General features: G+C 41.7%; 19 protein-coding genes. All 19 read right to left on the bottom strand.

Annotated elements, in window-relative coordinates:
* Positions 1–15: 15 nt before the first annotated feature.
* Positions 16–306, bottom strand: coding sequence for a hypothetical protein (locus ACXAH6_RS18245; protein ID WP_474879173.1), 291 nt, complete (start codon positions 304–306; stop codon positions 16–18).
* A 126-nt stretch (positions 307–432) separates the two neighbouring features.
* Positions 433–870 (bottom strand): T6SS immunity protein Tdi1 domain-containing protein, encoded by a 438-nt coding sequence (locus ACXAH6_RS18240; protein ID WP_474879171.1) that lies wholly within the window; start codon positions 868–870, stop codon positions 433–435.
* Positions 871–2,265: 1,395 nt separating this feature from the next.
* Entirely contained in the window at positions 2,266–2,721 is a 456-nt protein-coding gene (locus ACXAH6_RS18235) for a hypothetical protein (protein ID WP_474879169.1), read from the bottom strand.
* Positions 2,722–2,828: 107 nt separating this feature from the next.
* A complete protein-coding gene (locus tag ACXAH6_RS18230) occupies positions 2,829–3,302 on the bottom strand; it encodes an N-acetyltransferase family protein (protein ID WP_474879168.1) in 474 nt (157 codons plus the stop codon).
* Between the two features lie 175 nt (positions 3,303–3,477).
* Positions 3,478–3,633 (bottom strand): hypothetical protein, encoded by a 156-nt coding sequence (locus tag ACXAH6_RS18225; protein WP_474879166.1) that lies wholly within the window; start codon positions 3,631–3,633, stop codon positions 3,478–3,480.
* A 1,033-nt stretch (positions 3,634–4,666) separates the two neighbouring features.
* Positions 4,667–5,017, bottom strand: coding sequence for a hypothetical protein (locus ACXAH6_RS18220; RefSeq protein WP_474879165.1), 351 nt, complete (start codon positions 5,015–5,017; stop codon positions 4,667–4,669).
* A 669-nt stretch (positions 5,018–5,686) separates the two neighbouring features.
* Positions 5,687–6,301, bottom strand: a complete 615-nt coding sequence (locus ACXAH6_RS18215) for an FMN-binding negative transcriptional regulator (RefSeq protein ID WP_474879163.1) — start codon at positions 6,299–6,301, stop codon at positions 5,687–5,689.
* A gap of 133 nt (positions 6,302–6,434) precedes the next feature.
* Complete coding sequence (locus ACXAH6_RS18210; protein ID WP_474879161.1) at positions 6,435–6,803, bottom strand: DUF3703 domain-containing protein; 369 nt, start codon at positions 6,801–6,803, stop codon at positions 6,435–6,437.
* A 113-nt stretch (positions 6,804–6,916) separates the two neighbouring features.
* A complete protein-coding gene (locus ACXAH6_RS18205) occupies positions 6,917–7,408 on the bottom strand; it encodes a hypothetical protein (RefSeq protein ID WP_474879160.1) in 492 nt (163 codons plus the stop codon).
* Between the two features lie 103 nt (positions 7,409–7,511).
* Positions 7,512–7,991: a hypothetical protein gene (locus ACXAH6_RS18200; RefSeq protein ID WP_474879158.1), complete on the bottom strand. Its 480-nt coding sequence runs from the start codon at positions 7,989–7,991 to the stop codon at positions 7,512–7,514.
* A 137-nt stretch (positions 7,992–8,128) separates the two neighbouring features.
* Positions 8,129–8,551, bottom strand: coding sequence for a hypothetical protein (locus ACXAH6_RS18195; RefSeq protein ID WP_474879157.1), 423 nt, complete (start codon positions 8,549–8,551; stop codon positions 8,129–8,131).
* Between the two features lie 129 nt (positions 8,552–8,680).
* On the bottom strand, positions 8,681–9,037 hold the full coding sequence (locus tag ACXAH6_RS18190; protein ID WP_474879156.1) for a hypothetical protein: 357 nt from the start codon (positions 9,035–9,037) through the stop codon (positions 8,681–8,683).
* 118 nt (positions 9,038–9,155) lie between these two features.
* Complete coding sequence (locus ACXAH6_RS18185) at positions 9,156–9,530, bottom strand: hypothetical protein (protein ID WP_474879154.1); 375 nt, start codon at positions 9,528–9,530, stop codon at positions 9,156–9,158.
* A gap of 180 nt (positions 9,531–9,710) precedes the next feature.
* Positions 9,711–9,974, bottom strand: a complete 264-nt coding sequence (locus ACXAH6_RS18180; RefSeq protein ID WP_474879152.1) for a hypothetical protein — start codon at positions 9,972–9,974, stop codon at positions 9,711–9,713.
* 144 nt (positions 9,975–10,118) lie between these two features.
* On the bottom strand, positions 10,119–10,541 hold the full coding sequence (locus ACXAH6_RS18175) for a hypothetical protein (RefSeq protein ID WP_474879151.1): 423 nt from the start codon (positions 10,539–10,541) through the stop codon (positions 10,119–10,121).
* 125 nt (positions 10,542–10,666) lie between these two features.
* Positions 10,667–10,921 (bottom strand): PspC domain-containing protein, encoded by a 255-nt coding sequence (locus tag ACXAH6_RS18170; RefSeq protein WP_474879150.1) that lies wholly within the window; start codon positions 10,919–10,921, stop codon positions 10,667–10,669.
* A 175-nt stretch (positions 10,922–11,096) separates the two neighbouring features.
* Complete coding sequence (locus ACXAH6_RS18165) at positions 11,097–11,573, bottom strand: cytoplasmic protein (RefSeq protein ID WP_474879148.1); 477 nt, start codon at positions 11,571–11,573, stop codon at positions 11,097–11,099.
* Between the two features lie 561 nt (positions 11,574–12,134).
* Positions 12,135–12,413 (bottom strand): hypothetical protein, encoded by a 279-nt coding sequence (locus ACXAH6_RS18160; protein ID WP_159615338.1) that lies wholly within the window; start codon positions 12,411–12,413, stop codon positions 12,135–12,137.
* Positions 12,414–12,556: 143 nt separating this feature from the next.
* Positions 12,557–13,054, bottom strand: coding sequence for a hypothetical protein (locus ACXAH6_RS18155; protein ID WP_474879147.1), 498 nt, complete (start codon positions 13,052–13,054; stop codon positions 12,557–12,559).
* Positions 13,055–13,179 lie beyond the last annotated feature (125 nt).

Raw genomic sequence — 13,179 nt, 5'->3', positions numbered from 1 at the left:
GTGCAACTGCCAAAATCAACCACCATATTGCAGAACTAAATAAAAACTAAAAACCAAACATACCGTGAACATGGCTGGAATACCAAATAGCATCCTTTTTTGATTCGATGTTAAGGGCTTTGATGTTGCAAAGAAAACCATGCTGGGAAAAAGTTGAGAAACAAAAATGGGAACAACAAAAAAACTTAATTGATAACCGATCATCCCAGCAATTGAATCACCGGCACTTCCCGCGTACCAAATTTGAAGTACGACGTTTAAGAAACATATAAAGGAAATAATTCCCCAAAACTCCTTTTTACTCAAAAGCATCCTTTTGCACATAACACCCACATAAGGGGCTGTAATACGTGGGCTAAAATTTGGAGCGCAGCGACAGAGCCCACGTGTTACTGTCCCAGCGAAGCGCCTTAATGTGTTTGTTATGTGCCGCTACGAAATTACCTTAAGCTCAATTTGAGCTCCATCTGGTAATGTTTCTATTTGCCTTGCGACATCTCCGGAAAAAGTAAGTTGCTCAATTTGAGGGACTGATACGATATTAGCGGCGCTGTATTCTCCGCCTAACACCCCAGGAATTGTTAGGTGATATTTGTAACCTGATTTTAGTTCACCTAATTTTACCTTTGCCTCGTTTACTAGATTAGCCATTACCCAGTCTTCAGTGAACTCTGGGTCTGCGAGTACTTTATCGAGCGCACTTCGATCATGCGCGATTAACGAGCAATAGCTATCTTCTGGGCATAGGCGCCAATATTTCCCAACAGAATCTCTAATTATCAAATTTCCAAATTCATTTTCTGCAACTACTTTTACGGGATCTATACCAACCCAGCCCCAAGCAGATTTAATAGCATCAATAATTTTCAAGCTACCACCTTAGGCACATAACGCTAAGCTAAGGGGCGCAAACGCGTGGGGCATAATAGCGAAGCGCCCCGCGTGTTGTGTCCCAGCAGGCCACGGCAGTGGACTGCGACTTAAGCGTTTTGTTATGTGCTGCAACCATTTATTAAAACACCTTCCCTATGTTTTGGTTTAATTTACCGCGAGTAAAAGGCGCAAGTGGTTAATGTGAAAACACAATGCGAAGCGCATTGCCAAATCCCCTAACCCACTCAAAATTATCGCGTTTACGATTAATACCCAGCTTGAAACTGTTGCGACCAACTTATTACGTCAGCACTGAAAATGCAATTTACTCGTAAAAGCTAGCCAGTAAAAAAAGAATTGCTACTTAAGCTAAACACAAATAATGATTGTTGAATTAACCTTTGAGATAGATAAAACCGACACTTTAAAGTGACTAATTCAAACACGCACATAACGCTAAGCTAAGGGGCGCAAACGCGTGGGGCATAATAGCAAAGCGCCCCGCGTGTTTGTGTCCCAGCAGGCCGCGACAGCGGACTGCGTCTTAAGCGTTTTGTTATGTGCTGAAACCATGAGTTAAAACACCTTCCCTATGTTTTGGTTTAATTTATCGCGAGTAAAGTACACAAGTGGTTAATGTAAAAACACAATACGAAGCCCTATACCGAACCCCCTAACCCACTTAAAACTGCCGCGTTTACGATTAATGCCAAGTTTAGTTTTGTTGCGACCAACTTATTACGACAGCACTGAAAATGCAATTTACTCGCAATATTTAGCCAAACGAAAACGGTTCTTTAGATAGGTAAAACGCAAACAATGGTTGTTCAATTAACCTACGAATTGACTACAACCGACACTTTAAAGTGACTAATTCAAACACGCACATAACACCCCGTTTAAGGGGCAAAAACATGTAGGCTATAATGCGAAGCAGCCTACATGTTTTTGTCCCAGCGCGCCCCGCGCGCGACTTGAAACGATTGTTATACGTGCGAGCTCCGAACTGTCGCGGCTTGCCGCCACAACCTGCTGATACTTCCAGCAACGCATAACACCTTGAATTACCTTAAAACAACAACCTGCAAAATACCAGACGCACATTAGATTCTGTAAACAACCGGGAATGCTGACTGTAGGCGTTGCAGAACATCAAAGACCGCGATGATAAAGCTGCTGAAACAACTGAAAATGGCGGGAGCAAAAACTACCTAGCAAACTGCCCTACCCAGCCAAAAACTCAATCCCTTGAAGCCTTAAAATAGCTAAGCAAGAATCGGCGTATAACACCCCGCTTAGGGGCAAAAATGCGTGGGCTATAATAACGAGCGAAGCGAGGACAGCCCACGTGTTTTTGTCCCAGCACGCACCGCGTGCGTCTACAGCGGTTTGTTAGAAGCGTGCACGCCGCTTCTCCCTACGAGGATCATGTGGATTAACATTACCACCAAATGTTTGCTTGTACACCTTACCCAAATCTGAAGTGATTTCCAGCTTAAGAATATATGGAGTGCCAAGAGCAGAACGCCAATAGTGATACTGTTTTTGATATGGCTCATTAAAGCTAAAAGCGACATAAGCAGATTTAAGCCAACTAAGAGGGATTTGATGAGCCGTCAGCATTTGGTGAAGCGACTTATGCATACTTATTGCAAAGGGTTTTACGCTTTCGTGGTTAGAATTACTTTCGACTTCGGAAAGATCAATTGTGATAAAAGAAACCTTATCTTGCTCTGCGAGTGAACAAAGTTGACCCATTGCCCAGTAACCCAAGTGATCATTATTACGACCATTTAGCTTATGAGCTAGATTTCTTACTATTCCCTTTAATTCTCTACGACGAGCCATGACTCTCCTTGGCTTCTAACACCCCAAGAAGGGGCAATTACACGTGGGCTACAATTCGGAACGAAGTGACGGGAGCCCACGTGTTATTGTCCCGCTTACTTGGCTTGTTATGCGCTTAGTCCCAAGCTAAAAAAGGGACGTTCACCTTCGTATCTATCAATATTTGCGCCAATGCGACTGTAGAAATCTATTCCACGTTTATTGTTTGGGCTAGCTGTCCACGCAATATGTGACGCATTAATTAGCTTTGCTTCTAGCTGTAGCGCTTTCATTAATTCTTGTCCAACGCCTTTTGAACGGTTGGAAGAAATAACTAATAAGTCGTCAAGCCAGATAGAAGGCTGACCTTTAAATGACGAGTACCTGAAATGATAAAGAGCAAATCCAATTACTCTATCATTGCTCTCTGCTAGCAACACAGCAGCAAAGGGAGTAGATGAAGTGATAGTGTTTTTTATAGCTGTAACGTCAGTACTAATTTCACCATCAAAACCTTTCATGCTTCTATCGAATTCAGCTTTCTGCTGTATTAGCGCAAGAATAATTTCCTCGTCGCCAGGTTTTCCTTTCCGAATAATCATAAATTCTCAAATTGACGCATAACACCCCGCTTAGGGGCAAAAATACGTGGGCTATAATATCGAGCGAAGCGAGGACAGCCCACGTGTTTTTGTCCCAGCACGCCCCGCGTGCGTCTACAGCGGTTTGTTAGCTGGCATTGCAAATCGAAGAAAGAATTGCCGGTTAAGGTCCATTTTATTTAAATTCCTTTTCTCTGGGCTTTTCTGCATCTGGGTTTGTGAATAGATAAAAAATAAATACCAGCCACATTGCACCAAACACGCCAATAGCACTAACAACCAAACGGAAAACAATTTCCAAAGGCGTACCTACAACCTCTCTGGTGACCATTGCATACAGAACCAAAAGCATATATCGAAGAAGATATTACTGCATATTTAACAGCTCTTCTTGGCAAAGACTTTTGAGTCATGGTTTACCTACTGACAGCTAACACCCCGCTTAGGGGCAAAAATATGTGGGCTATAATGACGAGCGAAGCGAGGACAGCCCACGTGTTTTTGTCCCAGCACGCCCCGCGTGCGTCTACAGCGGTTTGTTATATTGCTTGTATAGAAAAGTACTAAGCATCTTTTTTTAAGTTTCTCTTACTGGATTATGGAATCCAGGTAGGGAGTGGATGAACCATCCCAATAACACTTAACGCAACTACCATCTTGGAAAACATGATCACAGTTTTTGTATCCGTATATCACATGGCTGCATTGAGGGCACAAAGCACTCATTTCGGAGCGTTTTGGATCGAATAAACTGCCACATTCGTTACATGTTTTAAGAGATGAAATGTTTGAGTCCCCTCGCAATATAACGCTAAGCTAAGGGGCGCAAACGCGTGGGGCATAATAACGAAGCGCCCCGCGTGTTTGTGTCCCAGCAGGCCGCGCCAGCGGACTGCGACTTAAGCGTTTTGTTATGTGCTGAAACCATGAGTTAAAACACCTTCCCTATGTTTTGGTTTAATTTATCGCGAGTAAAATACCTAAGTGGTTAATGTGAAAACACAATGCGAAGCGCATTGCTAAAACCCCTAACCCACTCAAAATTACCGCGTTTACGATTAATACCCAGCTTGAAACTGTTGCGACCAACTTATTACGTCAGCACTGAAAATGCAATTTACTCGCAAAATCTAACCAAACGAAAAACGGGATTTACGTAGGTTAAACACAAACAATGATTGTTGGATTAACAGAATAATTGGCTAAAGCCGAAAACTTTAAAGTGACTAATTCAAACACGCACATAACGCCCCAATTAGGGGCACAAATACGTAGGCTATAATCCTGAGCGAAGCGATGGGAGCCTACGTGTTTGTGTCCCAGCGAACGCAGTGAGCGACTAAATTGGTTTGTTATATTTGTGGTTATTCAATCCACTGAACATTTGTTTTCTGAATGCCCAAACCCTGCTTGAATTTAATTGGGAATTCGAGGCTAGGTTCGTTTACCCAGCCACGCTCAACAAACAAGTTGTACCCTGAACCTGACTTCTCGTAACGAACTGCACCTAACCAGATTGCATCCCACTGTCCAAGAAATTCTAATTCCTCTAACGATTCAGGGTAAGTGCCATTACGAACCTTATGCAACTCAATAATTGATATGGCAGAAACAAAATTCTGGGTACCGAATGTAGTATCGGCTTCTGGAAAAACACCAAAATCACATGCTGTAAGAGAAAGAAGCATTATTGCTATGAAAAAAATCCGTTTCACTTGGAGCACCCTTCGAAAAATATAACGCTAAGCTAAGGGGCGCAAACGCGTGGGGCAAAATAGCGAAGCGCCCCGCGTGTTTGTGTCCCAGCAGGCCGCGACAGCGGACTGCGACTTGAGCGTTTTGTTAGCTTTTATGCTGACCATAAACAACCACCAGTACATATGGAAAGCACACTAAAATAGCCGGTTCAATATACATAAATATTGATTGAAAGCTGATACCAACAGCGTAAACCGGTAAGAAGAAAAGTATTGGTAGCAGTAACAAGTGTTGAAACATACCGAGTAATATAGTACCCAGTAGAACGATTTTAAGGTTTATTCGATCTAATTTGGACCGCGTTAACAACAGTGCAATAAAAAATATTGAGAACGTTTTAAACATTTCATCTAACATCCAACCGTTGTAAAGCATACTGAGATTATAAACACTTAAACAAGCTTGGTTGTCTATGCAATCAAATACTGAATACATAAGCTTCGCAGAATACCCTGCAATCAAAGACAGCAGGAATGCAGTTAAAATTCTTAATAAAATAACCTTTCGTAAAATCATTTTTTAAAAGCTAACGCCAAGCTTTGGGGCGCAGGCACGTAGGGCATAATAGCGAAGCGGCCCTGCGTGTTTGCGTCCCAGCGAACGAAGTGAGCGACAACAGCGTTTTGTTAGCTGCCATGGCCCACTCCTCGCCGTTTCATATAATTAGCGAGCTGAACTGAGTCTTTGTTTTGGCTACTAAGCAATGCTTCATAAACGCCAAGTTGATCTTCGCTTTTCTTGTGCTGACCCAGTTTTTCTTTTCCGTGAATATCGGTTACAACCACTTTGAAACCAACCACAGCCTTTAATAACCTTTGAATATATTCTTGCGGCATGAGTTCTGAGCTATTTAATATCTCAGGCTCGTACTTATAGACCAATGAGTTTATTGCCTTAAGCGTATCAGTTGCATTCAACTCATGAAATATTCCAAAACAATGCACTGACGCGTAGTTCCATGTTGGAACCGCTGGTTTCGAGGAATACCAAGTAGGAGAAATATATGAATGCGGCCCGTTAAATAGAACAGATACTCTCTTTCCTGATAGTTCTTTCCATTGAGGATTGGCTCGCGCCATGTGCCCTATTATGCAGCCACTTTCATGTTCTGAAGTATCAAAAATTAGAGGTAGGCGCGTCGCCTCCAAATCTTGGGTGATTAACGTACCAAAACCAAATTCCGATATAAATGCGCTGATTGAGTCTATATTTGGTATTTCCATATTTTTTGGGGTGTACATTCAAATCCTCAATGCTAATGGCAGCTAACACCCCGCTTAGGGGCAAAAATACGTGGGCTATAATATCGAGCGAAGCGAGGACGGCCCAAGTGTTTTTGTCCCAGCACGCCCCGCGTGCGTCTACAGCGGTTTGTTATACGCTACCTTTAGCTTTGATAATAGCTGCCTGATGCTTAGGTGAAATAGGCAGCTTTTTAAAAGGACTGATATTTGAGCCACCAGTATTACCCGCTGGAACCAAACCAATTGCGGTTTTAGTTGCTGCACCAAACACACGAACAATTTGACCAATACATTCTTTAATATCTCTTTGACGAATGGCCCAGAGCAACATGAGGACATGAACTTTTACATGCCACCAAGTAGATTCTTGCCCTAGTACGTGTGCATGTTCCAAATGCTGAAAGGACTCTGAAAGCTTTCCTACAGCTTCTAAATCATTTGCTAAAGCAATTTCTGATTCCACTTCGGAGGCAATATTTTTAGAGAACTTGCTAATCATATTTTCATCCTCTCAACGGCGTATAACGCCCTAATTTGGCGGCGCAAACGCGTGGGCCATACTGCGAAGCAGGGCCCGCGTGTTTGTGTCCCCAACATTTGATTGTTAGCACTTTACTTCACAGCCTCTTTTTCCAAGAACAATGGCAAATTATTTAGTTTATCTTTTAGACTGGAGTATTTATTTTCAAAAAACAGCTGAAAGGCTTCTTTTACTTCTAAAGCATCTTCCGTCAAACAGATTTTTAACCAACGAATCTGTTTCTCTTTACCAAATCCGAAAAGAGTCTTTTTTACTGTGGGCTCCACTATTCCAATTAGATAAGCAAATTCGTTGGGCTTTCCCACCACCGAGACAAACAAATCAACATTAGCTGATTTGTTTTTAGCAGAAATAGTTGCTTCGCTTCCACCGTTACTTTGACCTACTTCTTCTTGCCACGGAAAGTTATTAAATTCACTTAAAAATAAATCGTAGGTTGCGATTCCTTTTAAGTCGTACTGATCGAAGTCATAGCCCGCATGCTGTATATCATATGTGAATTTTGTTTCTGCCAAAGCTACATTCCATGTAAGTAAAGTGAATAAAAAAAGCAGTGATTTCATATTGGTGCTAACACCCCGCTTAGGGGCAAAAATACGTGGGCTATAATATCGAGCGAAGCGAGGGCAGCCCACGTGTTTTTGTCCCAGCACGCACCGCGTGCGTCTACAGCGGTTTGTTATGCCAATCGTTCAATTCAACGAGAGAATCATTTTTAAAAGTAAATGCAGCTTTACCAAGTATTGATGGACAACACATAGCATCTGATAATGCGTACTCTTTCGTATTGATAACAATAACACTACCTTCGATTGTTAATTTATCGAAATCGACGCTGCGCCCATTGTCACCACCAACTTGAATAATATTTATTGGAATGGCATTACTATTTGTCACTTTGATTGCCGCCAGGAAGTAACGATAGTTATTCCCTGCGTTAAAGCCTTCAATCGTGGTAAATGCGAGTAAATAACTTTCTCCATTGATAGTTACTGAGTGAAACTTTCTAGCTTTTTTATATTCCATTGCATACTCGTCAACCACTTCCGACACTAACTCATCAAGAGCATTCACAGCCACATCAGCTTTAGATGCCAAAACAGAGCTACTGATAAATAAACTAAAAAATAGAAAACAAAACTTCACTTAAACTCCATTGGCATAACACCCCACTAAGGGGCGATAACACATGGGCTAAAATTAGGAACGAAGTGACGTAGCCCATGTGTTAGCGTCCCAGCGAGCGAAGCGAGAGCCTTGAGTGGTTTGTTATGTGCGTCCATTTACAACCTCTCTTCCAAGGTATAGGTAATAGAGCCATAAATACTATTGAACAATATATCTTCTTTATCGGTAAGGTTTGCAAAATTATTTGGGTTAGAAACTACAACTTCATAAGCATGCATACCTGGACCAAGGAAAGATGAACACTCCATGCTAGGAAATGGCTCGGTGATTTCTGTTTGTATCACTGCTTCAGAGCATAATGTGCCATCCAGTAAAACTTTTAGCGTTATTGGATATTGAAGTTTTTTAGGTTCTTCGCTTGAAATATTGACGCTAAACGTTGTTGAACCACCAGTGTGGTATCTGACTTTTGTAACATGAACACTACGGAAACCTCCCGTAGAAAATCCCTCAGTCCATTCAGATTTTGCACACCCGTTTAGGAAAATGGCTAAAACAACTAAAATAAACCTCTTCATCAATCCCTCAATGAAAGCACATAACACCCCGCTTAGGGGCAAAAACATGTGGGCTATAATTACGAGCGAAGCGAGGACAGCCCACGTGTTTTTGTCCCAGCAAGCTCCGCTTGCGTCTACAGCGGTTTGTTAGGTGGCATTGTTTCCTCGAAGATACACACCAATATGACCGCCCGAATACTTATGATTTTTAAAGTTACCACGTTTTACAATTGGGATAGAGCCTAAAATGTTGATTATTTGTTGTTGAAGTTCAGGCGTATTGAGCTTTGAGTTATTTGGAACAATTATGAGTGGCGTAAACAAAAAATGAGAGAAGTCTTGATTGCTATTGACCACGGTATATCCACTTTCTTCTAAACTATTCCTTAGGTTAGCTAGCCTTGCTTCGTTTACTCCGGTGGAATGAAGATGGATCGTAGGTTTAGTAACTGAAGTACACCCAGCTAACAAAATGACAATAAAAGAAAGTAGTATCGTCTTCATCCCTGACACCTAACACCCCGCTTAGGGGCAAAAATACGTGGGCTATAATAACGAGCGAAGCGAGGACGGCCCACGTGTTTTTGTCCCAGCAAGCTCCGCTTGCGTCTACAGCGGTTTGTTAACTGCTAACGCGACACTCTCTAAAGATTGAGTTCGCTTGCGAATATTTTATAACCTGCCGCCAATTCTTATTATCCAGATAATTAACGACAACCAAGTCCGGATGAACATTTATATTCAATTTTGATGATTTATACAAATAGCCAGGAGCCAAGGACGCAGGGTGATTTTTCCATCCATCTTTATTCAAAGAGAACCACTTTACTAAATCACCTGAACCACCTGATACATCACCATGACAAGTTTCGAAAGAATCAGGAAAAACACTTAAGAATTCGATATGTTGCTCTCTGTCATACCAAGTAAACAAGCTACCTAGTACTGCGAACAAGGCAGCAAGTACGAAAATTGTCAGTTTTAAAAAAATCTTCATAGCTTAATCGGCAGTTAACACCCCGCTTAGGGGCAAAAATACGTGGGCTATAATTACGAGCGAAGCGAGGACGGCCCACGTGTTTTTGTCCCAGCACGCACCGCGTGCGTCTACAGCGGTTTGTTATAAGCCCTGCCAATACAACCTTGTACAGAGTTTAAGTTTTTTAACTCATTGACTCTAGTGACCACCGTCGGAGCCCGCATTACTGCTGTCTTGCACACCACCACCAAACTTAGAAAATTGCTTTATAGGCTGGTCTTGGCTTTTGTTAAATAGCCATAAACCGATAGCAGAAAAGTACGGAATTAACCAAACCAAAAGGATTTGAAAAACCTTTTGAACGTTATCTAAGTCTTCTCTTTTTACTAGAAAAACAGAAACAGCAAGGTTTAAAACCAAGTAGATAGCAAAAGCAATATACACAATTAAAAGAGAGTCCATCTCACAATATCCTTTGGCTTATAACGCCCCGCTTAGGGGCAAAAATACGTGGGCTATAATAACGAGCAAAGCGAGGACAGCCCACGTGTTTTTGTCCCAGCAAGCTCCGCTTGCGTCTACAGCGGTTTGTTAGGTACCCCGACATCATAGGTCACTAATTAACTCTCTTATTAATGGCAATAAATTCTCTTTTTTCTCTATTAACCCAGAGTTACCGCAGTAGTCTACTGCCAGTTTCCCATCGGTATTTTTGTACAAAATAAATAGGTATTTCTTCCCAATATCCGGTGCAAAACGAGCACTGTTGTTTGGATCCCAAAGTACAATTTCGCCTTGGACTTTTGAATAAAGTGTTTGGTGCACTTGAAGTTGATAGATTGATCCAGCATAAAAATCTGGCTCTTGAACATCGTTGACCCATGTATGCTTTATTGGTGTTGCAATAATGATTGCAGTAGACCTTTGAACTTCGGCTTCCAACGAATAGTCGATAAGATCGGGGTAGCAGGCAGCAAAAACATTTGATGAAAAGAAAATAAAAAAGGTAACACAAAATTTATAAAACATATGAACTTAACCTGGTACCTAACACCCAAATAAGGGGCGCAAACATGGCGGCTATAATCGGAACGAAGTGACACAGCCGCCATGTTTGTGTCCCAGCGAGCGAAGCGAGTGACTTAATTTGTTTGTTAGCTGTCTTTTCCCAAACGACCACTTTGTCTTCGAAGCTGCCGAGCCAATGCCTGAGTAGTTGGGTACTTGGGCAAAATCAGCCACAAAACAATATATAAAATAACTGGCAAGGCAAAGAAAAATGAAAATACAAGAAACGCTATTCGAAGCCCCGTTTTACGGAACCCATAATATTGAGAAAGTCCTGAGCATACGCCTGCGATAATGCCGTGCTCTCCCCGCGTGAGAACCGGCAAGTCCCTTTGTTGCATAAAACCTCCTGTTTTATGAAGAAATAAAAAACCAATGTGACTTGTTAAATAAGACCACAGACTACAAGGCACAAATGACAGCTAACGCTTAGCTAACAGGCAAAATTAAATAAGCTAAAATCGAGCGAAGCGACAAGCTTATTTAATTTTGTCCTAGTTTAGCGCCTTGTTAGCCCTAAAATTCGACAGATATATGCTGACCTTTTTCTAGTAGTTTCCATTGATTATTTAAACTGAGAAGCACATTTGTCATTGTTTCAAAGTTATCAATTTCAATTTTCGGCACTGGCATATTACGGCTAAGACAAGCTTGCTCAGTCATGTATTGAAAACTCGCATAATCAGGCTTTTCTCCTGACCAAAGTAATGATTGTAAAGATTCAACCATAGATTCTGTTTGCCAAACATCTATTTTATTCGCAATTTCTTTTGATACTTCGTTATGCTCAAGTTTGAAGCTAATATCTGCGCCAGCTTTCAATTGACCATAAAATGCACCTTTAATTGCAAAGTATTTTTCAACTACAAAATGAATCATATCGTGCGGAGCAACGCCTTGCTCTGGCATTTGAGTCTCAGTAAAAGTGCCATTATTTCTAACACACTTCAAATGGCCGTACTTGGCATTTCCTTTCGTAAAAATTATTTCCATACACCAAACTCTGATTTAGGGCTAACTTTAAGCTAAGGGGCGCTAGCATGTGGGCTAAAATCCGAACGAAGTGAGTCAGCCCACATGTTAGCGTCCCAGCGACCGAAGGGAGTGAACTTGAGCGCTTTGTTAGAAGCAGAGCCTGTTCCTTTGGCCTTATTAAAAACTAATAGAGCCAGCATACGATTGATTATTAACACAAACAAGTAGAACGACGGTGGATTGATGGTTTTGATTTGGCAGAAGCTAGCCGCCATCTGAGCTATTAAGTGTAATGGCGCTTGCAGGCTTAAAATAAGAACTTGTCGATAAAGCGCCTATTACACCACCTTTGAATTTTAATCGGCGGATTTACACCTACCACAAGCCAGAGCGATGCTAATGAAAACAGGTAAGGGTAGTTGTACTGGGATTTTTTTAAAGCCAAATGGAGTTTAGGCTGACGCCTTATAACTTTTAAATAAGGGGCGCAGGCACGTAGGGCATAATGGCGAAGCCGCCCTGCGTGTTTGCGTCCCAGCCCGCGCAGCGGGCGAACTTAATTTTTTTGTTATACACAATTTAATTCGAAGAACTACTTTCTTGCTGCAAAAAGAGCAGGATTTTTTCTAGAGAGTAGAAAAGTAACTGCAAAACTACATTTAAGCCAAAAATGATAGCGCCCCAAATAAAGCCTGTATCACTTGAATAGTATTCAAGGCCAAGCTCTGAGTGGTTACGAATATTTGAATCTATTAGTGCCCAGTTGGCAAACATTGCGATAATTAAAAAAACAAACAGCCAAAAAGATGAAAGAAGTTTGTATCGCTTTACAATTTTTTTGATATTTTCTTCTGACATGTAGGGTTCCCTCCTTGTGTATAACACCCCGCTTAGGGGCGAAAATACGTGGGCTATAATTACGAGCAAAGCGAGGACAGCCCACGTGTTTTTGTCCCAGCACGCCCCGCGTGCGTCTACAGCGGTTTGTTATGTGCAACCTGTTAGTTACTTACAGTGTTATATTTTAAAAGGTACCAATTACCCGAAACGCTTGAGTAACAATATTTACTATCAAGTGATTCCAATTGTTCGATTTTACATAGTTTATTGGATTCGACAGCACCAAAAAATAAGTCACCATCAATGCCCTGCACTGTGCCTTGGGGTAACACCCACCCATTAACAAACCTAAAAAGCTGGATAGAAGTAAAACCGTATTTGATAACAACCTGTTTAAATTCGGACAGTTGACCGGTTGGGTTTACTTTTTTGGTTTCCAGTTCCCAAACCAAGTAATCTTTGTTATTGAGCGGGTTTTCGCAACCTTCGCACCACTCGATCCGACTATAGTTCGTCCTCGATGCAGCTTGGAACAAAGCTTCGAATGCTTCATTATTTTCCTCTAAGTATGTTTTCAGTTCGTCAATAGAATTTCCCTCAGCGCCATAAGCATAACCAAGGGAAAGAGAGCACAGAAGAAGTAGAAAAAATAACCGCATAAACTTACCCCAAAGCACATAACACCCCGCTTAGGGGCAAAAATACGTGGGCTATAATATCGAGCGAAGCGAGGACAGCCCACGTGTTTTTGTCCCAGCACGCCCCGCGTGCGTCTACAGCGGTT

The sequence above is a fragment of the Alteromonas sp. ABE4_545 genome (genome assembly GCF_056161325.1).
This window is presented reverse-complemented; position numbering and strand designations above follow the sequence as displayed.